The following is a 25,512-nucleotide window of genomic DNA, read 5'->3' on the forward strand; positions in this document are numbered from 1 at the left end:
GACTCTTGAAAACAAGAGCACTTAGGGTGTTTAAGCCGATCACTAATTCAGCAAAAACGATTCGGACGGGATTATACGGTTTAATATACCAGTCTGCAAACTTTATTGTGGCTGTAAGCTTTCTAAAGTGCGTTTTGCTTTTAATTCGCCTTGGCTATTTTTTTCACCAACACCAATAAATGTTTTAGCGCTTCCGGCTGTTACCCTAACAACACCATCAGGTAAACCTTTAACAGCAATACTGCGGCCATTTGCAAAAAAGCGTCCGTTTTCTTCGCTGATATTAACTTCTTTAAGATCTGCAACCGCCGTATCCATAGGTAATAGTAGTGAATCTAACACAATGTAAGCATCAGCTGATATTTGCTCTCGTTTATCTGATTCATTTTCCTTGCCACGATCAAGTAACTCTTGTATTTGGTCTAGCGTAACCATTTGATCGCTAGGATAATTACCTACTTTTGATCTATGCAGCATAATGACATGCGCACCACAACCTAAGAGTTCACCTAAATCATCAACAATTGTCCTGATATAAGTGCCTTTGCTCACATGCGCTGTCATTTGAATTTCGTTGGTTTCACTGTCGAATTCGTCAAACGTCAGGCTAAATACATTTATTTTTCTGCATTTTCTAGGTACTTCTATGCCTTCTCTGGCATATTTATATAAAGGACGACCTTCATATTTTAGTGCAGAATACATAGAGGGGTATTGATCAGTTTCACCGACAAATGTTTTTATCGCATCGTCAATTTGGGCATGTGTTACTGATACCGGCTTTTCACACACTACATCACCTTGAGAGTCTGATGTTGTAGTACGAACACCTAACTTTGCACGAACAACATACGTTTTATCAGTGTCTAACAAAAACTGTGAAAACTTAGTTGCTTCACCAAAACAAATTGGCAGCATACCTGTTGCCAATGGGTCTAGTGCGCCAGTATGACCTGCTTTTTGAGCATAATAAATCGCTTTAGCACGTTGCAAAACATTATTAGATGATAGCCCTTCTTGCTTATCTAATAGCAAGACTCCATTGATAGGGCGACCTTTAGACCTTCTTGCCATTTTAAAACCTATTACTTTTGTTCTGTAGAACTGTCTTCATTGTTATCTAAGATATCTTCATTGTTGTCTGCGATATCTTCGTTATTATCTGCACCACGTCTTTCATTATCAGTACGTACAGCAGTTTCAACTAAGTTAGAAATACGCATACCATCCATTAACGAAGTATCTAATACAAACTTAAGCTCAGGCATAATTCGAGCACGAATTCGCTTGCCTAATAGAGAACGGATGTAGCCCGTTGCATCATTTAATATTGCCACACTCTTTTTACCACTATCTTCATCTTTTTGATCTAGGATAGTTATAAAAATTCTTGCATAAGATAAATCACGTGATACTTCAACAGCCGATACTGTTACAAAGCCTAAACGTGGATCTTTTATTTCTCTTTGTAAAATCTGAGCTATTTCTTTTTGAATAGACTGACTTACGCGATCTGTACGAGAAAACTCTCTCATTTTATCACTCTTTAATTTACATAAACTTTAGGTGACTTAAGACCTAAAATTTTAAAATTCTTAAAATACGAATGGGGGCTAAAGCCCCCATTCATTCATTTTGAAATTACTAAAAATTATAGTGAACGTTGAACTTCAACAATTTCAAATACTTCAATCTGATCGCCAACTTTAACGTCATTGTAGTTCTTAACACCGATACCACATTCCATACCGTTACGAACTTCTTGAACATCATCCTTAAAGCGACGAAGTGATTCAAGCTCACCTTCGTAGATAACAACATTATCACGTAGAACACGAATTGGGTTGCTACGTTTAATTGTACCTTCAGTAACCATACAACCTGCGATTGCACCAATCTTAGGAGATTTGAATACATCACGTACTTCAGCAAGACCAATGATCTCTTGCTTGAATTCTGGTGCTAACATACCAGACATTGCTTGTTTAACTTCTTCAATCAATGCATAGATAACGCTGTAGTAACGTAAATCTAGGTTTTCAGTTTCAATTACTTTACGCGCTGATGCATCGGCACGTACGTTGAAACCAACAACGATTGCATTTGAAGCTGCAGCAAGTGTTGCATCTGTTTCAGTGATTCCACCAACACCAGTACCAACAATTTTAACTTTAACTTCATCAGTTGATAAACGTTGTAATGAATCAGAGATTGCTTCAATTGAACCTTGTACATCAGCTTTAAGTACAACGTTAACTTCAGAAACATCACCAGCAGTCATATTAGCAAACATGTTTTCAAGTTTAGCTTTTTGCTGACGAGCAAGCTTAACATCACGGAATTTACCTTGACGGTAAAGTGCTACTTCACGTGCTTTCTTCTCATCTTTAACAACTGTCGCTTCATCACCAGCAGCTGGAATACCTGATAAACCTAAGATTTCAACTGGAATTGCAGGACCAGCAGAAGTGATATCTTTACCGTTTTCATCACGCATTGCTCTTACACGGCCATATTCTTGACCACATAAAACGATATCGCCTTTATTCAATGTACCTTCTTGAATAAGTACTGATGCAACTGGACCACGGCCTTTATCTAGACGAGATTCAATAACAACACCAGCAGCCATACCTTCTTTAGACGCTGTAAGTTCTAAAACTTCAGATTGTAATAATATTTGCTCTAATAAAGCGTCAACATTCTCACCCGTTTTAGCTGAAATATGAACGAATGGTACATCACCACCCCACTCTTCAGGTATAACATCATGTTGAGAAAGTTCATTTTTAACGCGATCTGGATCTGCGCCTTCTTTATCTATCTTATTTACAGCAATGATAAGCGGAACTTCAGCTGCTTTAGCATGCTGAACAGCTTCAACAGTTTGTGGCATAACACCATCATCTGCTGCAACTACTAGCACTACGATATCAGTCGCTTTAGCACCACGCGCACGCATTGATGTAAATGCCGCATGACCTGGAGTATCTAAGAAGGTAATCATACCGTTCTCAGTATCTACGTGGTATGCACCGATATGCTGTGTAATACCGCCGGCTTCGCCGTCAGCTACTTTCGCTTTACGAATATAATCTAGTGTTGACGTTTTACCGTGATCTACGTGACCCATTACTGTAACAACAGGAGCACGAGATTCTTTATTACCCGCTTCACCACGGTCAGCAAGAACATTAGTTTCTAATTCATTTTCTTTAACTAAAACAACTTTATAACCCATTTCTTCTGCAACAAGTTGTGCAGTTTCTTGGTCGATGATTTGGTTAATTGTAACCATATCACCCATTTTCATCATTGCTTTAACAACTTCTACACCTTTAACTGACATTCTGTCAGCTAAATCAGCTACGCTGATAGTCTCGCTGATGCGAACATCTTTTGATTTAACTTCACCAGTTGGTTTTGTAAAACCATGCTGTAATGAAGTTGGTGCTTTAAGTTTGTTTTTACCGCGACCTTTACCACGTAAAGTAGTTTGAGCAGCAGCTGGCTTTTTCTTCTTACGACGACGGTCACTTTTAGCTTCTTTCGCTTCAGTTTCATCTTCTGCAGCACGTGCTACTGTTGAAGTCGTTACATGTAAATCAGCTGTTGCTTCTGCTTTTTTACGTGCTTCTTCTTCCGCTTTCCAGCGTGCAGCATTTACTTCTGCAAGTTTACGTGCTTCTTCAGAAAGCTTAGCGCCTTCTTCTTCAGCTTTTTTACGTGCAGTTTCATCAGCAATGTTTTGAATGCGTTGTGCTTCTTGACGCTCTTTAGCAATACGTTGTGCTTCTTCTTTACTTACAACCTTTTTAGGTTGTGCAGCAGCTTTACGTGCAGCTAATGCTTTCTCTTTCGCTTCTTGCTTCGCTTTTACTTCAGCTTCATGCTTTAATTTTGCAGCCGCTTCTGGATTTGCTTTTTGCTTAGCAACTAGCTCTGCATTTTCTTCAGCTTTAATTGCCGCTTCTTTTTCAACAGCACGTTCAGCTAAACGCTTTTGCAATGCTTCAGCATCTTTTTTAGCTTGCTCTTGTTGTTGTTCTTGTACTGCGCTTTTCTTAGCGTAAGTACGTTTTTTACGAACTTCAACTTGAACTGATTTTTTACCTTTAACGTTTAAAGTACTTTTACTTTTACGTTGTAAAGTCATTTTAGCTGGTTCAGTTGTACCTGTACCACCGTGTTGCTTGCTTAAGTGATCTAGCAATGTCGATTTTTCAGCATCTGATACATTATCAGCTTCTGCTTTATTAATGCCTGCTTGTGCTAACTGTTTAACTAATTTATCAACAGTTGTGCCTATATCACTGGCCAGCTTTTTTACGCTTACATCTGCCATCTACTTGTTATCTCCGTCAATAAATTATTCGTTAGCGAACCAGCATATATTACGAGCAGCCATTATTAGCTTGCCAGCTTCTTCATCAGGAAGCTCCGTAATTTCTACTAGTTCATCAATACCTTGTTCTGCCAAGTCTTCTAAAGTGATTACACCTTTACTTGCCATAACAAACGCTAAATGTTTTTCTAAGCCTTCAAGGGCTAATAAATCTTCAGCTGGATGTGCATCTTCTAATGTTTCTTCAGATGCTAATGCTTTTGTTGTAATTGCTGCTTTTGCACGATTACGCAGTTCTTCAACTGTTTCTTCGTCTAAATCACCAATTTCCATAAATTCTGCTACTGGGATGTATGCAACTTCTTCTAAAGAAGAGAAACCTTCTTCAATTAATAAAGTGGCAAAATCTTCGTCTAAATCTAAGTTTTCAGTAAATAACGTCATTAACTTATCTGATTCAGCTTGATTCTTTTCAGCCATATCATCAACTGTCATTACGTTTAGTTCCCAGCCAGTAAGCTGTGTTGCTAAACGAATGTTCTGACCGTTACGACCGATAGCTTGTGCTAAGTTATCAGCTTCAACTGCGATATCCATAGAGTGTGTATCTTCATCCATTACGATTGAAGCTACTTCTGCTGGCGCCATTGCATTAATAACAAATTGCGCAGGATTATCATCATATAAAACGATATCAATACGTTCGCCACCAAGCTCTGTAGAAACAGCTTGAACACGTGCGCCACGCATACCAACACACGCACCAACAGGGTCAATACGTTTATCGTTAGATTTAACAGCGATTTTTGCACGAGAACCAGGATCACGTGCCCCAGCTTTAATGTCTATTGTTTCTTCGCCAACTTCTGGCACCTCAATGCGGAATAATTCAATCAGCATTTCAGGCTTTGAACGTGTTACAAATAACTGTGCGCCACGCGCTTCTGGTTTTACATCGTAAAGTAAACCACGTACACGATCGCCTGGACGGAAGTTTTCACGTGGTAACATATCATCACGGTATATAACAGCTTCAGCGTTATTACCTAAGTCTAACATTACAGCTTCGCGCGTTGCTTTTTTAACAACACCCGTTACCATTTCGCCAACTTGATCTTGGTATGCTTCAACCACTAAAGCACGTTCAGCTTCACGTACTTTTTGTACGATTACTTGCTTAGCCGTTTGTGTTGTTACACGGTCAAATTTAATTGAGTCAATTTGATCTTCAATAAATTCACCAAGTTTGATTTCAGGCTCTTCATATTGAGCCGCTTCAACTGTGATTTCTTTGAATGGGTTTTCTAAACAACCGGTTTCTTGGTTTGTTTCAACAACCATCCAACGACGGAAAGTATCGTATTCACCTGTTTTACGGTCAATACATACTCTTACATCAATATCACCTTCGTGTTTTTTCTTTGTAGCAGTTGCTAAAGCGATTTCTAAAGCTTCAAAAATCTTCTCTTTTGGAACTGCTTTTTCATTGGAAACAGCTTCTGCTACCAATAATATCTCTTTTGCCATTTTATATGCCTCGCTGCCTTAATTCCTTTATGCTTAATAAAAATTTAGCAGTTTAAAATTTAGCAATAATGTTTGCTTTTTCGACGTTACCTAGCATGATCATAAAATCTGAACCATCTATAGATAAAGTCAACATATCACCTTCTACTGATACCAAATCGCCCTTAAAATTACGGCGACCATCTTGAGGAAGTTTTGTTCTTAATCGAATTTCTTCACCCTGTGCTTTTTTATAATGTTCTAGCTTGAACAAAGGACGATCTATACCAGGAGAAGAAACTTCCAAATTGTATTCATTTGTTATTGGATCTTCGACATCTAAAATTGCGCTAATTTGACGACTCGTGTCAGCACAATTATCAACCGTAATTCCCTCAGCATTTTGTAAATTTTCAATATATACACGCAAAGTAGAATGCTGGCCAGCTCGAACAAACTCTAGGCCTAGTAACTCAAAACCTAATGCTTCAACGGCAGGTTCTAACATAGCTGTTAAATCTTGCTCTAGCTTAGTCACAAAAATCCTCCATACAGACAAAAAAGGGCTCAATACCCACATATAACCAATTACATTAAATAATTGTTTTCACTTATTTAATAAAACTGACATTTATTTTGCTTCAGAAACAACAACGCCCCTATCTAAGGGGCGCACACCTGAAACAAAAAAAATGTGTGCCCTAAAGGGCTTGCGTATTAACTTTAATGCCAAATATAAAAGCACTAAAACGCAAAATGCGCATTACCAGAATGCGCCATAACCATCATTATCAGTATAAACCGATAATGGCTTGGTTGCGGGAGCTTAAACTAAGTTTAAATTGCTCAATGAACAAATAAATTTAATTATATGTCCAGCACCGCTTTATGATGGCAGGGATTATAATTTCCCGCAGCTAATTTAGCAACCTTTGAATAGCTTATTTTTTGAGATAAAGTGAATGAAAGCCAATATTACTCAAGCTTAGTCACTGTAACCGATTAACCTATATATGTAGCTTATTGAATAGTGCTGTATTTTTAGGGTTTAATAACGTTTAAAACACTAAACTATTTTTCTACCGTTAAAAGCATGTGAGAGTGTCATACCATCCACTAAATCAAGCTCACCACCAACAGGCACGCCATGGGCAATACGTGAAGCCTTAACTTGATGTTTTAAACAAAGCTCAGCGATAAAGTGCGCTGTTGTTTCACCTTCTATTGTCGGGTTAGTTGCTAAAATAACCTCATCAACGTTACTTGAAAGCAAAACTGTTTCTAATTGATCTAAGCCAATTTCTTTTGGCCCAATACCATCTAACGGTGATAAGTGCCCCATCAATACAAAATAACGACCTACATACTGCCCTGTTTGTTCAATCGCGAGGATATCTGATGGTGATTCAACAACACATAATAAACCTGAATCAATTCGTTTTACGTTTTGACATAAATCACAAATAGCCTCTTCGCAAAAAGTACGACACGATTGACAATGACCTATTTTTTCCATCGCATTTGTTAAAGATTGCCCTAACTGACTGCCGCCATGTCTATCTCGCTCTAATAAGTGAAATGCAATTCTTTGTGCTGATTTTGGACCAATGCCAGGCAGACATCTTAATGCGTCGATTAATTGAGAAAGACTTGCAGATAGTTTCATTGAGTTTCGCTTACATACTTTTAGAGTGGGTTATTAAAAACTCTTGGCAATTTACACTGACAAGAGTTTTTAGAGTATTAATTGATGATTAAATCAATTAGAACGGCATTTTCATACCTGGTGGCATTTGCATGCCACCTGTTACTTTACCCATTCTTGATTCGCTTTCTTCAGCTACACGACGTACTGCGTCATTAGTTGCTGCTGCTACTAAATCTTCAATCATGTCTTTATCATCTTCCATAAGGCTTTCATCGATTTCTACGCGACGAACATTATGGTTACCTAGCATAGTTACTTTAACTAGACCTGCGCCAGCTTCACCAACTACTTCCATTTTCGCTATTTCTTCTTGGGCTTTTTGCATGCGCTCTTGCATTTGCTGCGCTTGCTTCATCATGTTGCCCATTCCGCCTTTAAACATATTCTCTACTCTCTATTACATTTAACTAAATTTAAACTGAGCAAAAGATAAGGATTTCTTTTGCTGATTACAAGTTTAAATACCTACATTTTATCTCGTTCGTACACTTGATTCATCCATTTGTGCATCAAAACGAGATACAAACTGCGTTACAACAGGATCTTGCTTTAATACTTCAGATGCATGTTGCAGTCTGTCTGAATCAATTTTTTGCTGGATCAGGTAAGGTGAATTTTCAACTGTATCTTCAAACTGCACTTGTAAGCCTATCGCTTCATTTAATACTTGAGATAAACTAGTCTGAAGTTGATCTCGTAACATCTGACTATCTAGATGCTGTTGCGTTAAATCTACATTTAAAAAAATTTGATTATCTTGCTTTTGATATATTGAGTGTAAAGCAAATTGACGAATACGCCCACCCAACTCCATTTTATTAATAATATCTGCCCAATGATCTTTTTGATAAGCAAATTTAGTTTCACTCAAAGGACTTACAAAGCCTTCTGGAATTTCAATTACTTGCTCAATCACCTCTTCAACCTGCTGGATATCACCTGATATTTGAACTAACAGTTCAGGTGCTAAATTTGCAGGATCAGACTTTATTCTTTCATGTACTTGTTGTTTTTTTCTAGGCTTAGCCGACCTAATATCTGGTTTTTGTATCGCTGCTACTTCGCCCCTTTGGGGCTCAGCCTTTTTTACGGGTGTTTCATTTTTTGTAGCAACTGGTGCAACTTGTTCTGCGGCTACTTTACTAGGCGACGATAACTGACCTGTACCTGATATATTCCTATTTGCTAAAATACGTGCGATAGCAGATTGTGCACCCGACATCATTTTAGCTACATTAACTGGCTCTTCTTGTTCAACATTAGGCGATTGTATGCCAGTTTCAGCTAGGTCACTACGTTGAATATCTGGATTGTGCGGAACTGAAGACGCTTGAGCTTGTTCCATTGCTTCAGATGATTGATTATCACTGTGTTGTTCTACAGCATTGCCAGTATCTGATGCGCTAGGTATCAATTGCTGTGCATTGCCTAATACATCTTGCATTTGTGCATTAATATCAGCTTCAGTGTCTGTACCCGGTAATTGAGAATCTAATTGCTGCGACACAATATGAATGTCATTTATAGCAGTAGGCATCAATTGCTGTGCATTGTCTAATATATCTTGCATTTGTGCATTAATATCAGCTTCAGTGACAGTATCTGCTGATTGAATATTTGCTTGCTGTTCAGCTATATTATTTTTAGGTATTGATCTAGCTTGCTGTTCAATATTATCAGTTTCAGAGACAGCCTCTGTCGTCACTTGTTTTTCAGGCTCAGAATTTGTTTTGCTCGGAGTATTAGATTTAGGTTGATCTAATAATTGACGCAAATTTGCCATTTTACTGGTTTTATCAGTTTGAGCAGTTGCAGTATTTTGATTCACGGGTGCAGACTGTACATGGGCACTCGGCTCAAATGCTAGCAATCTGAGCAGTACCATCTCAAAACCAAGTTTTGCTTCTGGTGCCCATAATAAATCTTTTTTACCATTGAGTAATAACTGATAATAAACTTGAATTTGTTCCGCACTACTTTGGTTGGCAACTTGAGAGATAAACGCTTCGTTCTTATCATCTAAATTGGCTGCACTCGGTACTAATTGTGTCATTAAAATTAAATGTGTTAATGCCAACAAATCATCAAGTACCCTAGTATAACTTGGGTTTTGCATTGAAAGTTGCGAAACGACATCTAATAAAGCTTCACCATCATTACACACTATGGCAACAAATAACTTTTGTGACCAACTGATGTCCATTAGCCCTAACATAGTCATTATATCAGGTGTTTTTAACTGGCCATTAGTTTGTGCAATTGCTTGATCGGTTAAACTTAAAGCATCACGCATACTGCCATCTGCAGCTTTTGCTAGTAACTTAAGCGCTTCAACATCAAAGCTAAGTTGTTCTTTATTTAATATTGTATCTAATTGTTGTTGGATTTCATCTTGAGACAGTGCACTGAGATTAAACTGTAAACAACGAGATAAAATTGTAACAGGCAGCTTTTGAGGATCGGTTGTCGCGAGTAAAAACTTAACATGCTCTGGTGGCTCTTCTAAAGTTTTAAGTAAAGCATTAAAACTGTGTTTAGATAACATATGAACTTCATCTATCAAGTAGACTTTATAACGTCCTCTAGATGGTGCATATTGCACGTTATCTAATATTTCTCTAGTATCTTCAACTTTAGTTCTTGATGCCGCATCGATTTCTAATAGATCTATATATCTACCTTCTTCGATATCTAAACAAGTTGAGCAGGTACCGCAGGGCTCTGCCGTAATGCCCTGCTCACAGTTAAGGCTTTTTGAAAATATACGCGCTATCGTGGTTTTACCTACACCACGTGTACCAGTAAATAGATATGCATGATGCAATCTCTGTTGTTCAAGACCATTAATTAAAGCTTGTTTAACATGGTTTTGACCAACTAACTGGTGAAAGTTTTGTGGTCGCCATTTACGTGCAAGAACCTGATAGCTCATTTATTATTAACCCTTAAGAACACTTGTCGAAACTGACTATTCGCCTTCAAATTCCACTAACTTTAATATATTAATCCCTAAGTCTTTCATTTTATCTTCACCACCTAATTCTGGTAATGAAACAACAAATGCAGCATCAGTTGCTTTGCCACCTAAACGCTCAACTAATTTGAACGTCGCTTCGATAGTGCCGCCCGTTGCTAATAGATCGTCAACTAATAATACCTTATCGCCTGCTACAATAGCGTCAGTATGTAATTCTAATACATCTTCACCATATTCTAATTGGTATGCTTGACTTGTAACGGCTCTTGGTAATTTACCTGGTTTACGAACTGGCACAAATGGAATACCTAAAGCATAAGATAAAGGCGCACCAAAAATAAAGCCTCTCGCTTCAGTACCGATGATTTTAGTAAAACCTTTGTCTTTATAATTATCGGAAAATAAATCAATTACCGCTTTAAAAGCGTCAGGATCAGCCATTAAAGTTGTTACATCACGAAACATGATGCCTGGCTTTGGGTAATTAGGAACTGTTGCGATGCTCGCTTTTATTTTATCAATGCTTGGCTGTGTCATTTTTGACTCTAGAAAATTTATAACTCATTAAGTGCATTATACCCAAGCCATTTCAAGATGCGAGTTTCCCAAGGAATTAAAGCTTAACATAAGTGAATAATCGTCTTTTTCTATTAGGCACAAAAAAGCCGGTTTAGTTATAAACCGGCTTTTTCATTATTTGGTGCGGATGGGGGGACTTGAACCCCCACGCCCTAAAGCACAGCCCCCTCAAGGCTGCGTGTCTACCAATTCCACCACATCCGCATTTTCTGTTCTAAAGGTTAATTTGGTACGTCTGAACCTTTATTGTCACTAACTGGTACATCTTCAGTACCTGGTACTGCTAGCGTTTCAACAGCTGGTACTGTTGATAAATCTGACCATTCATCAGTTTTTTTAATTTGATTTGCAGTTAAGTTACCTAATATGATACTTAATACAAAAAATACAGCTGCTAAAACTGTTGTTGTTTTAGTCATAAAGTTACCAGCACCACTCGAACCAAATACAGTTGCAGATGCGCCAGCTCCAAAAGATGAGCCCATATCTGCGCCCTTACCTTGTTGGATTAAAACCATACCGATTAAAGCCAATGCGGTAATTAAATAAACTACTAAAAATATTTCGTACATCTTATGCGTTCCTTTGGGCACTGTTACAGATATTTACAAAAGCGTTTGGTTTTAAGCTTGCGCCGCCAATCAAACCACCATCGATATCTGCTTGTGCAAACAACAATTCGCTATTTTGGTCATTAACACTTCCACCATATAGAAGCGCAATATTTTGTGATACAACAACATCTAATGCTGCTATCTCATCTCGTATAAATTTGTGCACTTGTTGTGCTTGTTCAGGGGAGGCTGTTTTACCAGTACCAATGGCCCAAACGGGTTCGTATGCTATCACAGAATTAACAAGGGCTGCTACACCTAATTTATTAATTACTGCATTTATTTGTTCAGAAACCACTGACTCAGTTAAGCCTTGCTCTCTTTGTTCTTCACTTTCACCTACACATAGAATAGGTGTTAAGTTATGTTGTTGTGCTTTTTCAAATTTAGCAGCAACGTCATCATTTGACTCGCCATAAATACTACGGCGCTCAGAATGTCCAACTAAAGTGTACTTACAGCCCAGTTCAGCAACAAGTTTTGCATCAACTTCACCCGTAAATGCACCGGCATCTTCTTGGGATACAGTTTGAGCACCGGCTACTATACCAGACTCTAGTGCCTTAGATAAAAGCGGAAATGGAGGAAAAATAAGTACATCAATTTTATTATTTGACGCGTTTTTCAATGTATCGGCCATGGAAGTGACTAACTCAACTGAGCCATTCATTTTCCAGTTACCAGCTACTATTGGTTTACGTGATGCCATTTCAGCCTCTTTTTAAGTTACCATTAAATAAAGCGGGCGAATTTTAACGTGACTCGCCCATTGTTTCAAGTCATTATCAAGCTTAAGCGTCTTGATTGCTCACAGATTCAACAACTTCAGCTATTTTCTTCGAATAATCGAAAACCTGTTTTTCATGTTCAGCTTCAACCATTACTCGGATCACAGGTTCTGTTCCTGACTTTCTTAACAATACGCGACCTTTTCCAGCCAACATCTCTTCAACTTCTTGAACAGCTTGTATTACTTCAGGGTTAATTGTTGGATCTGTTCCTTTAGGGTAACGCACATTGATCATATTCATTGGATATTTAACAAAACCTTTTCCTAAGTCTTCTAAAGTTTTATTTTGCGCTATCATAGCCGCTAAAATTTGTAGACTTGAAATAATGCCATCACCAGTTGATGTCAGATCTAAATTCAAGATATGGCCAGAGCTCTCTCCGCCTATCTTCCAACCTTTTTGTTTTAGTAACTCCATTACATAACGATCGCCCACTTTTGAGCGCTCAAATTCAATACCCTTTTCTTTTAAGGCATTTTCCAAGCCCATATTTGACATCACAGTGCCAACAACACCACCGCCTAATGTATTGGTTTCAAATGCTTGGCAAGCCATAATATAAACAATATCATCACCATCAAAAACACGGCCTTTATGATCAACCATCATTACACGGTCGCCGTCACCGTCGTAAGCAATACCTACATCAGCTTTGGTTTCTAATACCTTACGTACTAAAGCTTCAACATGGGTTGCACCACATTTTTCATTAATATTGATGCCATCAGGTTCACAAGCGTAAGTAATTACTTCTGCGCCTAATTCTTCTAAAACTGATGGTGCGATGTGGTAAGTTGCACCATTTGCACAATCAACTACCACTTTAAGGCCATCTAGTGATAGTGTTTGAGGGAACTGACTTTTACAAAACTCGATATAACGACCATCAGCATTATCTAAACGCTTAGCCTTACCTAGTTGCTCAGAAGAAACACATGTCATTTTTTCATCTAACATGGCCTCCATTTCAAGCTCAACTTTGTCGTCTAATTTAAGTCCTTTACTTGAAAAAAACTTAATACCATTATCATAATAAGGGTTATGTGAAGCACTGATCACTATTCCTGCTTCTGCACGGAAAGTTTCAGTTAAATATGCAACAGCGGGTGTTGGCATTGGGCCTAATAAAACCACATCAATACCCGCAGCAATTAAACCCGCTTCTAAAGATGTTTCAAGTAAATAACCAGAAATACGGGTATCTTTACCTATAATTACTTTTTGAGTTCCTGACTTAGCTAATACTTTACCTGCAGCCCAACCTAATTTAAGCGCAAACTTAGGTGTAATTGGATACTCACCTACTAAACCACGTACACCATCGGTACCAAAATACTTTCTATCCGACATTCAAATTTCCTTTATTATCTAAGCCTTTTTCACATGCTTGCCATACTGTTAATACATCAGATGTTTGAGCAACATCATGCACTCTAATTATTTTTGCACCTTTTTGTGCTGCGATTAATGCACCCGCTAAAGAGCCAGCTAGTCTCTCATTGGTATCTCTATTTAATAAATTTCCGATCATCGACTTACGAGATAGCCCAGCTAATACTTCGCAGCCTAATGTTTTAAAGGCGTCAATTTTATTTAAAATTTCGTAGTTATGCGCCAAAGTTTTGCCAAAACCAAAACCCGGATCTAATATTATTTGCTTTTTGTCTATTCCTAACTTTTCACATGCATCAATCCTTTGTGCAAAAAAGTCATTTATGTCTGATATTAAATTGTCATACTGAGGCGAATTTTGCATAGTGCGAGGTTGCCCTTGCATGTGCATTAAACATATTGGCACATTTAACCCTGCCGCAGTTTTCAGCGCATTTGGCTCTTGCAGTGCCCTAACATCATTAATGATATCAGCACCGGCTTCAACAGCCTTTTTCATCACAATTGCTTTACTGGTATCAATGGAAATAACACAATCAGATTGTCCTCTGAGGGCTTTTATGACCGGGATCACACGATTTAATTCATCTTCTAAAGTAACATCAGGTGCGCCCGGACGTGTTGACTCACCACCAATATCAATAATACTTGCACCATGATTGAGTAGTTCAAGGGCTTTATTGACAGCGCTATCATAACTTGTATGGCTGCCACCATCGGAGAAAGAATCTGGAGTAACATTTAGAACCGCCATTATATGCGGCTGGCTAAGATCGAGTTCTCGGCCTCTGGGTAGTTTTAAAATAGACATAATTCACATCATTGCGATGAAAAAGTTAATTTTCAATATAATAAAAAAAACCCCGATGGCTCGGGGTTTTTTGTTTTACTTATTCTACAGATTTATTGTCTGCATCATCAAGCTTAGATTCATCTTTTTTCTCAGGTTCTTCCTTTATTTCAGGTTTTTCTGAGGTTTCAGATTTTTTATCTTCACCCGACGGCGGTTTTTGGTCATGTAAGTCTCTTGGTTCTCTTACTGGCTTTCGAGCCATTAAGTCATCAATTTGACCTGCATCAATTGTCTCGTATTTCATAAGACAATCTTTCATAGCATGCAAAATATCAATATTATCTTTTAATATTTGCTCTGCACGTTGATAATTACGGTCAGAGAAGTCTCGTACTTCAGCATCAATTAGTTGAGCTGTATCAGCTGACATACTATTTGCGGGTGTACCGTATGTTGCTTCTGTTTCTTCTCTTGTATAAAGCAATGGACCAAGTTTTTCACTAAAACCCCATTGTGTAACCATTTTACGGGCAATATCTGTTGCGCGTTCGATATCATTTGATGCACCAGTTGATACTTTTGCAGTACCATAAATAATATCTTCAGCAATACGACCACCATAAAGGCTTGAGATCATCGATTCTAATAATTGCTTAGAATGACTTACACGATCTTTTTCTGGTAAGTACATAGTCACACCTAAAGCACGACCACGTGGAATAATAGATACTTTATATACCGGATCATGATCTGGTACTAAACGACCTACTATTGCATGACCAGCTTCATGATAAGCAGTCATTTCTTTTTCTTCTTCGCTCATAACCATAGACTTACGTTCTGAGCCCATCATTATTTTATCTTTAGCAGCGTCAAATTCAGCCATATTAACAACACGTTTATTATTACGTGCAGCAAATAATGCAGCTTCATTTACTAAGTTAGCTAAATCAGCACCAGAAAAACCAGGTGTACCACGGGCAATCACTTCAGCTTTTACGTCATCACCTAATGGCACTTTACGCATATGAACTTTAACAATCTGCTCACGACCACGAATATCAGGTAAACCAACAGTTACTTGACGGTCAAAACGACCTGGGCGTAATAAAGCGGGATCTAAAACATCTGGACGGTTAGTTGCAGCAATAACGATAATGCCTTCATTACCTTCAAATCCATCCATTTCTACTAACATCTGATTGAGTGTTTGCTCACGCTCATCATTACCGCCCCCCATGCCTGCGCCACGTTTACGGCCTACAGCATCGATTTCATCGATAAATATGATACAAGGCGCAGCTTTTTTAGCTTGTTCGAACATATCACGAACACGTGAAGCACCAACACCAACAAACATTTCTACGAAATCAGAACCTGAGATTGCAAAAAATGGTACTTTTGCTTCACCTGCAACCGCTTTAGCTAATAGCGTTTTACCCGTTCCAGGTGGGCCTACCATAAGTACGCCTTTAGGAATATTACCGCCAAGTTTTTGATATTTTCCAGGGTCACGTAAGAAATCAACCATTTCGGTTACGTCTTCTTTCGCCTCATCACAGCCAGCAACATCTTTAAAGGTCACTTTGATTTGGTCTTCACTCATTAAGCGAGCTTTACTTTTACCAAATGACATCGCGCCTTTACCACCACCGCCTTGCATTTGTCGCATGAAGAATATCCATACACCAATAAGCAGTAACATAGGGAACCATGAGATGAAGATACTTGCTAAGAAAGATTGTTCCTCAGGAAGTTTGCCTTGTACATTTACACCGTTTTTCAATAAATCGTTCAGTAAGTCCTCATCATGCATAGGAACAACTGTTTCAAAGCGTTCACCATTGCCTTTTATGCCGGTGATGATGCCTTGAGTACGATCTACCTGAACTTCACGTACAGCTTTAGTACGCACGTCAGATACGAATTGAGAATAGCTCATTTGACGGTCTGAAGAACCACCAGGATTGAAGCTTTGAAACACCGACATTAAAACAACGGCGATGACTAACCAAAGTATTAGATTTTTTGCCATATCACTCAAGAAGTTAACCTCTTGTTTCCAATTAAATTAAAATTACCAATAGTAGAATATCTTAATGTACTACAGTTTGTAGCCCGTAGCTACTATATATACTTCTCTTGAACGTGCTCTTGACGAATCAGGCTTTCTAATTTTGACCGTTTTAAAGCTTGCTCTTACATCTTTTACAAATTGTTCAAAGCCTGCGCCTTGGAATACTTTAACTGCAAAACCTCCATTTTTTTTCAAAACTTGATGACACATATCCAAAGCTAGTTCAACCAGATACATACTGCCAGATTGATCTACAGATAAATTGCCACTAAAATTTGGCGCCATATCAGACAGCACTAAATCTACATTTTTACCGTCAATTCGATTAAGTAGCGCATTTAATACGCCTTCTTCTCTGAAGTCGCCTTGCAAGAAGTCAACACCCGCAATAGGATCCATCGCGAGAATATCACATGCTATGACAGTCCCTTCCATACCAGCATGTTCAACACAATATTGCGACCAACCACCTGGAGCCGCACCTAAATCGACAACAGTTGCGCCCTTTTTGATAAGTTTATCTTTTTGCTGTAGCTCTTCAAGCTTAAATACAGCACGAGATCTGAAACCTCTTTTTTTGGCTTCATTTACGTAATGGTCATCAAAATGCTCTTTCATCCAGCGTTGCGAACTGGCTGACTGCTTCTTATTTGTCATCTTTTTGCTCAACTATAGTATTTAACTAAATACTCAACATATTAGTATTATTCAGTAGATGGCGGTAGAATACCCATAATTCAAGCTTTATCCAGTGAAAAATGTAACATTATGAAATTATCAAACAAGCAAAAGCAATTTTTAAAAGGCGAAGCACATAGCCTTAAGCCCGTAGTTTTACTAGGTTCTAACGGCCTAACAGAGGGTGTAATTGTTGAAATTCAAAGTGCTCTTGAAATACACGAATTAATTAAAGTAAAAGTTCCGACAGATGATCGCGAAACTAAAAAACTTATTTTTGATGCCATTGTTCGTGAAACTGGCGCTGAAAAATTACAAACAATTGGTCACACAGTTGTTTTATATCTACAAAGTGTAGAGAAAAAGATTCAATTACCTCGTAAGTAGTTTTTATCAGATTCTAAAAAAGGTTAGCTTTTGCTAACCTTTTTTATTTGTGAGTATTAATACCCATCTCTTTTATCACTGTGATATATTTTTTACCAACCAAGTTTATTTCAAAATACCGATCAAATTGCTTTTCATCAAATTGTTTATATTGTTTGCCATCAATCAGACCTGCTAACTTAGGTGTCGTATTGCTATGCCCTGCGATCACAATCGTGCCATTTAATTTTTTTATTTTATCAACAAAAACATTAAGCTCTCTTGGGTTATAAATAACCACATTCATTTTGGTTTTTTCTGCCAAAGGCGCTAATGTTTCTTTTGTGCGATTATAATCTGTGCTGAACAGTGTGCTTGGTTTAAATTCGCTCAAAAAACTAGCAACCCATTTAGCCCTTTGTTTACCTTCACTAGTTAAGCTTGGGTTATTTCCCTGCAACTTTTCAGCATGCCTCAATAAAAATATTTTATCCGGTGCAGCTATAGCACCTAAGCTTGTAAAACATAAAGCAATTAAAATTAACTTCATACTATGTCCTTATCTTTATATTCTACTAATACGCGATCTATAAAGTCTGTTGTAAGTTCATTAATTAAACCTGTTTCAGCATTTAACATTAAGCTAAAACCAATATTTAACCTAGGTAGTACCACTATATCAGCGCGATAACCTTGAACCCAACCACTATGATAATACAAAGTTTCACCTGCATAATCATATATTCGCCAACCTAAACCATAATGCGCTTCTTTTAAGTTTTTTCGCCAAATTCGTCGCTTTAATTCTTTATTTGTTTTCGTATAGTTAGTTACTTGCAGCGACAAAACCTTGTCATTTAATACATTAGGGTAATTCCCTAATTGCGCTTTTAGCCACTGAACCATATCAGATGCACTTGCATTAACACCTGCTGCAGGCTCCACTTTATAATAATTTTTTTTCAGTTTAGCGGTGTACCATCTTTTACGGCCACGAACATGCGGATGTGCATAATCTTCATCGACTAACATTGCATGATAGCCAACACTGGCATTTGTCATTTTTAGCGGTTTAAATAAAAACTTCTTTAGCCAATTGTTATAGCTCAACCCCGTACTTTGCTCTGCAATATCACCTATTAAGCTAAACATCACATTTTGATAGCCATAACATCGCCCTGGAGTACACAAAGGTTCAATATCAGTTAATTTATTAACGATATCTGGGTATTTCATTCTCGATTCAATTAAATTGTCATAGGCATTAGGGACTAACCCGCTTGAATGGCTTAATAAATGATAAATTTTTAATGATTCATCAAAATTTGAAAAATGCACACCTTGTAAATATTTATCAACCGGGTCATTGAGTGAAAATGCCCCTTGTGCGGCAAGTTTAGCAGCCAAAGAGCCTGCAAATGTTTTTGAAATAGAAGCGAGTCTAAAGCGTGTGTTTTCAGTGATCGGTTGTCCATTTTTTAATTTTGTAACACCGATACCTAATGCGATTGATGGTGAATTTGGTTTAACAATCGATAATGCAGCACCTGGAATTGCTTTTTTATTGAGTGACTTTTTTAAATGCTTTATATAAGACTCTGTAAATCCATCCCACTTTTGTGAATTGGCTTGCGATAAAAAACTAATTGAAACAACAAACAATGCAAAAATATACTGCATTTCACTCTCTAAAATATTATAAAATCATTTACAATTTTATCACATCCAAAAACGAAAGGGCACACCCTCTTCAAAATCTGATATTAGATAACTTTGAGCCTCTAGGGTATAATTCTCACTTTAGTACCTAATTACTGGGTATATATTTTTATTCAGGGAACAACATGCGTTTATCGATAGTCATCAGTTTTATCTTTTTACTAGCTGGGTGCCAGTTAACAACACCATTAGCGCCGTTACTAAATATGCCAGAGGCACCAAAGCTAACTTCTGAAGATATTCAAGTGCAATATATTAAAACAGACAGCTCAGATTCAGCTCAGATAAAATCGGTTCAATTACCAGCACACAAGATCACACCACAACAAACGATTGCATTCGATTTATCTAAGGCTAATGTCAATTATGATTTAGCAGCAATATTTAATGAACAAATTCAAAAAATAGCATTACAGCCTGTTAATGATGGCGTTAATGCAGAATATAAACTCACATTAAACAAACTATCTCACAAACAAGGGCTTGAAGCCCATTACGAATTAAAAAATAAACAGAATATTACAGACATAAAAAATAATGCTTTTATGACTAAATCCTGCCACTCCATGGATACAAGTATCAGTCTGCGTTTAACGCATACACAGTCTGGTGACGTTGTGTGGTTTGCACAAGGTGAGTTAAATACTTCTGAACACACTATTACACCTTTAATTTATCAATTTAATTTATATCAAGATATTACAAATAAAAAACAAGTGAGCGATTTTGTTTTAAATAATAATACAGAAGCAGCAAGAGCGATTAGATCGCAAAAAGAAGTAACAATACCAACCTATGAAATCTCGACTCACTCTACTAAATTAGTCAAAATTTCAGGGAGTTGTTCACAAAGTGAAGTGGATGCATTAGCACCAAAAATTAGCCTACAACTGATTAAAACTTTAGTGAAAAAACTAAAAATAAGTGATATAAAAATATAAAGCTACATTTTCTTACAGTTAAAGTACGTTATTTCACAATATAATAACACCTGTAAAATACCAACTAACAAAAAGGTTTCCATGTTAAAGGGTCTTTCAATCAAAACTTTATTAAAGCTACTCTGTTTAACAATTTTGTTGAGCCCTTTAGTATCTCAGGCAAGTAATCGACTTTATGCCGATAACGATTTAGAGCCAACTCAGGGCTTTGCTTGGGATTGGAGCTTTGGCGCGGGTGTATATATCCAAGATTCTTATCTGCTTGGCACAGATGATACCAACCAAGGGTTAGATCTCAATTTAAACATCGCCTTATCATATAATAACTTTTATTTAGATATAGATAATAGCCAGCTCAGCGGTACCTTAATTCTAGGTTATAGCGTGATAGACAAATATGATTGGGGTTTAGATATTATCGGCAGTAATTTTCAATCTGGCTTTGATGAACGCGGCATTTATACCAATGGCTTGATCAATGAGCTTGAAGGTATCACTCCTAGAGAATACGACTTTGATACAGGCATACGTTTATCTCGTAGCTTCAAAGATACCCAGCTTTCTTTTGAGTTATTAAATGATATTTCCGGCGCCCATGGTGGCTGGCTATTAAATACCTATTTAAGCCATATTCGTGTATGGAGAAACTGGGAGTTTCGTTCTGTTGCAGGCATAAATTTTTACTCTGAAAAGTTCACTCAATATTATTACGGCATTACATCTGAAGAAACCACTAGTGAGCGGCCACTATACAAACCAAGCAATGGGTATAGTGTATTAATTGAATTCCATGCTGAATATCCCATTACGGAAAACTGGGTATTTATGGGTGGTGTGCTATCAACTAAGTTTTCAAGTTCGATTGATGACAGCCCAATTATTTCTCAAAGTTATCAACACAAAGCCAAGGTAGGCGTTCGATATGTATTTTAGGAGTGTAGCTTACCTCTATTTATTAGCGGTATTACTATCATTTGACACATTTGCTGAGGTAACTTTAGATTCAGCAGAACACTTTGTTGTGACACCCAATAAGTGCATTGCTTTACGAGAAGGCAGACCTTGTTATGCCGTTGTTTCAGTCAATTGGAAAAAAACAAATATTGGTAATTACTGTCTAAGAAATAGTAAAAACAAACAAATATTACAATGTTGGACCTCCCAAAACACAGGTGTTTATCAATATGAATTTAACTCAGAAAAGAACCAAAAATTTGAGTTAGTTAATACCAAAACAGGGCATACATCAGGGCAAGCTGGCATAAAAGTCCATTGGGTATATACCAATAAACAAAAGAAAAGACGTTGGAGAATATTCTGATGAATAACTTAAATGCCAAAGACTTTATAAATTATAAATGGAAGTATTAGATGACTAATTTATCGACAAGTGGATACGGAAAAATATTATTAGTTGAAGATGATCTCTCATTAGCTGATTGGGTAAATAATTATCTTGTAGAGCAAGGTTTTGAAGTGATTATGTGCCATAGAGGAGATCATGTTGTTAAACTTGTTAAGCAACACGACCCTTCTTTAATTCTATTAGATATTATGTTGCCTGGTATGGATGGTATTAGTGTTTGCAGAGAACTTAGAAACTTTTATCAAAAACCTATTTTGCTATTAACTGCAAAAGGCGAGGAAGTAGATGAAGTGATAGGATTAGAAGTTGGTGCATCTGATTATATAATCAAACCTGTGCGCCCAAGAGCACTATTAGCTAGAATCAAATCTGCATTACGCAATGAGTCGACACAAACACAAGAGCCAGAAAAAGTAGTCGAAATCAATGTAGGCTGTTTATATATAGATTTAAAAGCCCGCAATGTGATGCTTGATGGTAAAAAGGTAATTATTTCAAACGCTGAATTTTCACTACTCAGCTTTTTAGCCTCACATGCAGGTGAAGTTGTTGATAGAGACTCTGTTTTTAAAGCAACTAAAGGCCGCGAATATGATGGTTTAGATCGCAGCGTGGATGTCTTAATATCAGCCCTGAGAAAGAAATTCGGTGATGACCCTCAAAATCCACAAAAAATAAAAACAATTTGGGGACAAGGTTATTTATTAGTAGATGACGCTTGGTAAATGAAAAAGCTCTATATATCACTTTTACTCAGTGCATTTTTTTCATTATTTGCTTTAGGTTGGTTGATTGATACTTTCAGCCAATCAAATACAAGTACTGAAGATGATTTTGCTTGGCAAAAAAATATGATGCAAGGTTTTAGTGCTCAAATAGCTGATACATTAGAGCCACAAAGAATAAAAAAATCTGCACAATTAAGTAGCCATTTTAAACAAGAACTTGCATACCGTAAGAATATAGAATTAGCTTTACCTGAAACGCTGATCTCTGAGCTTTATCTACCAGGAGGTTTAGTATTAGAAGATGATTTAGGTTTTTATTTGCTTAAATCTTCTCCTGAATTTATAGACTCCCATTTAGAGCTTCGATTAACTAAACAAATCAGTACTTCCACAAAGCTAGACTTATTTTTAACCCTCAGTTTTTATGCTGGGGTGTGTTTATTAATGTGGATATGGCTTTCTCCACTGACAAAACGATTGAGCATACTCAATGAGGCTTCTCAGAAATTTGCCAGTGGCGATTTATCTGCCCGAATAAGAATTAGTAAATTTACCTATATATATGATGTTGAGGCGGCATTTAACCGAATGGCTGCGCAAATTCAAAAACTCATTGAAGAAAACAAATTACTCGCATCAAGTATGTCGCATGATATTCGCACACCCGTTGCCTGTCTTAGATTTGGGCTCGACGCCGCGCTAGATACACAAGATAATGCTAAAAAAGATCACTATCTGGAAAGAATGGAAACCGACTTAGATCAAATGGAGTGCATGTTAAATAGCTACCTAGAGTTCGCAACATTAGAAAAAAACTCATATCAAATTTCCGTCAGTCCCGTTGAATTAAAGCCTTACTTAGATAATTTAGTGCAGCAAATAAAACCGAAACTCGATAATAAAGGCTTAATTGCAAGTGTCGAATGTGGAGATATTGAACTCAATGCAGACTTACATTGGCTCGCCCGCGCAATTATCAACTTATTAAGTAACGCCTGTGATTTTGCAGCAAGTAATATAGTGATTAATGCAACGACTGACAATACAAGCTTAATACTCACAATAGAAGATGATGGACCAGGGATCGCACCTGAAAATTGGCATAGTGTATTTACACCATTTTTCAAAGAGCAAAGTCACAGAAATCGCAGTACAAAAAGTTACGGCTTAGGACTCGCGATTGCAGAAAAAGTCGCAGATTGGCATTTTGGCTCCATAAAAGTAGATCAATCACTCTCTTTATTAGGCGCGAGATTTACAATTACGATCCCATTAAAACCACCAATCAACATGCATAACGTCAAATAATATTTTGTAATCGACCGTTTACATTAGAATAAACAAAAAATACAAAAAAGCACATTAAAAACAACAAGCTATACTTATAGTTTTTTATAAGTATCAATTTTTGTTCATTACACCTTTTTTTATTCTGTTATTTTGAGGCAGATCAAAACTATTTAGGCTTTTTATTTTTTAATATTTAAAGTAGATTGTCATCGGCACATTAACTAAAGAATAACCGTTACTTAATAAAAAGAGAATGATAATAATATGAGCGCTAATCGTGGGGAGTTTACCTCCCGTTTCGGATTTATTATGGCGGCAGCAGGTTCAGCTGTTGGTCTTGGCAATATTTGGGGTTTCCCTACACAAACAGCTTCCAATGGTGGTGCTGCATTTGTATTAGCTTATTTAGTTTTAGCTTTCTGTTTGGCATATCCCGCTTTTATGGCTGAGCTTGTTATTGGTCGATATGGTAGAGCTAATGCTGTTGAGTCACTAAGAAAAATGTCGAACAAAAAATGGCAACATCAATTTTCATTTGTAATTGGTTTTGGCGGTATTTTATGTGCAGCATTGATTTTAAGTTTTTATGGTATTATAGCTGGTTGGATGATGTCTTATACTATAGAACCAATAACAACTTTGGCAGGACTTAGCGAAGCAAGCACGTGGCTTACAAGTCAAAGTACAGTACCAAGTTTAATATTCACAGCTATATTTATGAGTTTAACGGTTTATATCATACGTAGTGGTGTACAAAACGGTATTGAAAAGTGGTCTAAGCGTTTAATGCCGATGCTGATCTTACTGCTTATCTGTTTAATTATTTATGTAATGACATTAGAAGGTGCAAGTGAAGGCCTTAATGCATACTTAAACCCTGATTTTAGTAAAATATTTGAACCACAACTGTTGATCAGCGCACTAGGACAAGCATTCTTTTCTTTATCGCTTGGTACCAGTGTGATGATCATATACGGTTCATATATTAGTAAAAAAGAAAACTTAGTAACTTTAGGCGCACAAGTAACGCTTATTGATGTTTCAATTGCATTTTTAGCCGGTTTATTAGTGATCCCAGCTATGTATGTGGCACAAGCACAGGGACTGCAAATATTTTCTGCAGACGGCAGTTTAATATCAGGCCCTGATCTGGTGTTTACTGTTCTCCCTAGTTTATTTGATGGCATGGGTTTTATGGGCTCATTTGTGGCTTTAGCTTTTTTTGCGTTAATGAGCATCGCCGCTTTAACCTCTTCTATCTCAATGTTAGAAGCGCCCGTTTCTTATGTAGTAGAGAGATTTAAATTACCAAGAAATAAAGCAACTTTAATCACTAGCTTAATCATATTAACAATAAGCATAGTGATCATATTTAACATGCAAACATTATTTGGCTTTGTAGTTACCTTAGCAACTGAATACGGACAGCCAATTATAGGTATGTTCTGTTGTATATTTATTGGTTGGATTTGGCACAGAAGTAAAATTATTGAAGAGCTAAAAAATGGTTATGAAGATTTAGAACAAGGTCTGTTTTGGAAGATATGGCCTTGGTATGTTAAATTTGTTTGCCCATTATGTATCTCATTAGTTTTTCTAAACTCAGTACTTTAAATTAATAAAAAACTTTAAATAAAAAGGC

24 protein-coding genes and 1 tRNA gene are annotated in these 25,512 nt (G+C 37.1%); 7 read left to right on the forward strand and 18 right to left on the reverse strand.

What is annotated here, in order from left to right; genetic code table 11:
* Window positions 1-102: 102 nt before the first annotated feature.
* The 16 genes from truB to rlmE form a co-directional block, all read right to left on the reverse strand.
* Window positions 103-1,074, reverse strand: coding sequence for a tRNA pseudouridine(55) synthase TruB (gene truB, locus KO527_RS18210; protein ID WP_216041698.1), 972 nt, complete (start codon window positions 1,072-1,074; stop codon window positions 103-105).
* Window positions 1,075-1,085: 11 nt separating this feature from the next.
* A complete protein-coding gene (gene rbfA, locus KO527_RS18215) occupies window positions 1,086-1,535 on the reverse strand; it encodes a 30S ribosome-binding factor RbfA (protein WP_216041699.1) in 450 nt (149 codons plus the stop codon).
* A gap of 116 nt (window positions 1,536-1,651) precedes the next feature.
* Complete coding sequence (gene infB, locus KO527_RS18220; protein WP_216041700.1) at window positions 1,652-4,345, reverse strand: translation initiation factor IF-2; 2,694 nt, start codon at window positions 4,343-4,345, stop codon at window positions 1,652-1,654.
* 24 nt (window positions 4,346-4,369) lie between these two features.
* The gene (gene nusA / locus KO527_RS18225) at window positions 4,370-5,872 is read right to left on the reverse strand and encodes a transcription termination factor NusA (RefSeq protein WP_216041701.1); all 1,503 of its coding nucleotides are present in this window, start codon (window positions 5,870-5,872) and stop codon (window positions 4,370-4,372) included.
* Window positions 5,873-5,924: 52 nt separating this feature from the next.
* Window positions 5,925-6,389 (reverse strand): ribosome maturation factor RimP, encoded by a 465-nt coding sequence (gene rimP / locus KO527_RS18230; RefSeq protein ID WP_042146098.1) that lies wholly within the window; start codon window positions 6,387-6,389, stop codon window positions 5,925-5,927.
* Between the two features lie 528 nt (window positions 6,390-6,917).
* Window positions 6,918-7,517 carry a recombination mediator RecR gene (recR, locus tag KO527_RS18235; protein WP_216041702.1) on the reverse strand — a complete coding sequence of 200 codons (600 nt, stop codon included), beginning with the start codon at window positions 7,515-7,517 and terminating at the stop codon, window positions 6,918-6,920.
* Window positions 7,518-7,614: 97 nt separating this feature from the next.
* Window positions 7,615-7,941, reverse strand: a complete 327-nt coding sequence (locus KO527_RS18240) for a YbaB/EbfC family nucleoid-associated protein (RefSeq protein ID WP_216041703.1) — start codon at window positions 7,939-7,941, stop codon at window positions 7,615-7,617.
* A 90-nt stretch (window positions 7,942-8,031) separates the two neighbouring features.
* A complete protein-coding gene (gene dnaX, locus KO527_RS18245) occupies window positions 8,032-10,491 on the reverse strand; it encodes a DNA polymerase III subunit gamma/tau (protein ID WP_216041704.1) in 2,460 nt (819 codons plus the stop codon).
* 36 nt (window positions 10,492-10,527) lie between these two features.
* Entirely contained in the window at window positions 10,528-11,073 is a 546-nt protein-coding gene (gene apt / locus KO527_RS18250) for an adenine phosphoribosyltransferase (protein WP_216041705.1), read from the reverse strand.
* Between the two features lie 161 nt (window positions 11,074-11,234).
* Window positions 11,235-11,319 (reverse strand) — tRNA-Leu (locus tag KO527_RS18255).
* 17 nt (window positions 11,320-11,336) lie between these two features.
* Window positions 11,337-11,687, reverse strand: coding sequence for a preprotein translocase subunit SecG (secG, locus tag KO527_RS18260; protein WP_216041706.1), 351 nt, complete (start codon window positions 11,685-11,687; stop codon window positions 11,337-11,339).
* A gap of 1 nt (window position 11,688) precedes the next feature.
* Complete coding sequence (tpiA, locus tag KO527_RS18265) at window positions 11,689-12,438, reverse strand: triose-phosphate isomerase (RefSeq protein WP_216041707.1); 750 nt, start codon at window positions 12,436-12,438, stop codon at window positions 11,689-11,691.
* Between the two features lie 82 nt (window positions 12,439-12,520).
* Window positions 12,521-13,870 carry a phosphoglucosamine mutase gene (gene glmM, locus KO527_RS18270; protein WP_216041708.1) on the reverse strand — a complete coding sequence of 450 codons (1,350 nt, stop codon included), beginning with the start codon at window positions 13,868-13,870 and terminating at the stop codon, window positions 12,521-12,523.
* The gene (gene folP, locus KO527_RS18275; RefSeq protein WP_216041924.1) at window positions 13,860-14,726 is read right to left on the reverse strand and encodes a dihydropteroate synthase; all 867 of its coding nucleotides are present in this window, start codon (window positions 14,724-14,726) and stop codon (window positions 13,860-13,862) included. Before folP ends, glmM begins: the two co-directional genes overlap by 11 nt.
* 76 nt (window positions 14,727-14,802) lie before the next feature.
* On the reverse strand, window positions 14,803-16,740 hold the full coding sequence (ftsH, locus tag KO527_RS18280) for an ATP-dependent zinc metalloprotease FtsH (protein ID WP_216041925.1): 1,938 nt from the start codon (window positions 16,738-16,740) through the stop codon (window positions 14,803-14,805).
* A 69-nt stretch (window positions 16,741-16,809) separates the two neighbouring features.
* Entirely contained in the window at window positions 16,810-17,439 is a 630-nt protein-coding gene (gene rlmE / locus KO527_RS18285) for a 23S rRNA (uridine(2552)-2'-O)-methyltransferase RlmE (protein WP_042149625.1), read from the reverse strand.
* A gap of 111 nt (window positions 17,440-17,550) precedes the next feature.
* On the opposite strand from rlmE, the gene yhbY reads away from it, so the two are divergent.
* Window positions 17,551-17,847: a ribosome assembly RNA-binding protein YhbY gene (gene yhbY / locus KO527_RS18290; protein ID WP_042149622.1), complete on the forward strand. Its 297-nt coding sequence runs from the start codon at window positions 17,551-17,553 to the stop codon at window positions 17,845-17,847.
* 43 nt (window positions 17,848-17,890) lie between these two features.
* Here yhbY and KO527_RS18295 read toward each other — a convergent pair whose 3' ends face one another.
* On the reverse strand, window positions 17,891-18,376 hold the full coding sequence (locus KO527_RS18295) for a phosphoglycerate mutase family protein (RefSeq protein WP_216041709.1): 486 nt from the start codon (window positions 18,374-18,376) through the stop codon (window positions 17,891-17,893).
* The gene (locus KO527_RS18300; RefSeq protein WP_216041710.1) at window positions 18,373-19,506 is read right to left on the reverse strand and encodes a serine hydrolase domain-containing protein; all 1,134 of its coding nucleotides are present in this window, start codon (window positions 19,504-19,506) and stop codon (window positions 18,373-18,375) included. Before KO527_RS18300 ends, KO527_RS18295 begins: the two co-directional genes overlap by 4 nt.
* Before the next feature lie 164 nt (window positions 19,507-19,670).
* Between KO527_RS18300 and KO527_RS18305 the strand changes: the two genes are divergently transcribed.
* The 6 genes from KO527_RS18305 (at window position 19,671) to KO527_RS18330 (ending at window position 25,484) form a co-directional block, all read left to right on the forward strand.
* Entirely contained in the window at window positions 19,671-20,486 is an 816-nt protein-coding gene (locus KO527_RS18305; protein WP_216041711.1) for a hypothetical protein, read from the forward strand.
* An 81-nt stretch (window positions 20,487-20,567) separates the two neighbouring features.
* Entirely contained in the window at window positions 20,568-21,419 is an 852-nt protein-coding gene (locus tag KO527_RS18310) for a MipA/OmpV family protein (RefSeq protein WP_216041712.1), read from the forward strand.
* Window positions 21,409-21,807 carry a DUF3019 domain-containing protein gene (locus KO527_RS18315; RefSeq protein ID WP_216041713.1) on the forward strand — a complete coding sequence of 133 codons (399 nt, stop codon included), beginning with the start codon at window positions 21,409-21,411 and terminating at the stop codon, window positions 21,805-21,807. Before KO527_RS18310 ends, KO527_RS18315 begins: the two co-directional genes overlap by 11 nt.
* A 50-nt stretch (window positions 21,808-21,857) precedes the next feature.
* The gene (locus KO527_RS18320; RefSeq protein WP_042149607.1) at window positions 21,858-22,577 is read left to right on the forward strand and encodes a response regulator; all 720 of its coding nucleotides are present in this window, start codon (window positions 21,858-21,860) and stop codon (window positions 22,575-22,577) included.
* Window positions 22,578-23,888: an ATP-binding protein gene (locus tag KO527_RS18325; protein WP_216041714.1), complete on the forward strand. Its 1,311-nt coding sequence runs from the start codon at window positions 22,578-22,580 to the stop codon at window positions 23,886-23,888.
* Window positions 23,889-24,134: 246 nt separating this feature from the next.
* On the forward strand, window positions 24,135-25,484 hold the full coding sequence (locus KO527_RS18330; protein ID WP_216041715.1) for a sodium-dependent transporter: 1,350 nt from the start codon (window positions 24,135-24,137) through the stop codon (window positions 25,482-25,484).
* Window positions 25,485-25,512 lie beyond the last annotated feature (28 nt).

Origin of the sequence: Pseudoalteromonas sp. C2R02 (genome assembly GCF_018860845.1) — a bacterium.
In the GTDB taxonomy this organism is placed as follows: domain Bacteria; phylum Pseudomonadota; class Gammaproteobacteria; order Enterobacterales; family Alteromonadaceae; genus Pseudoalteromonas.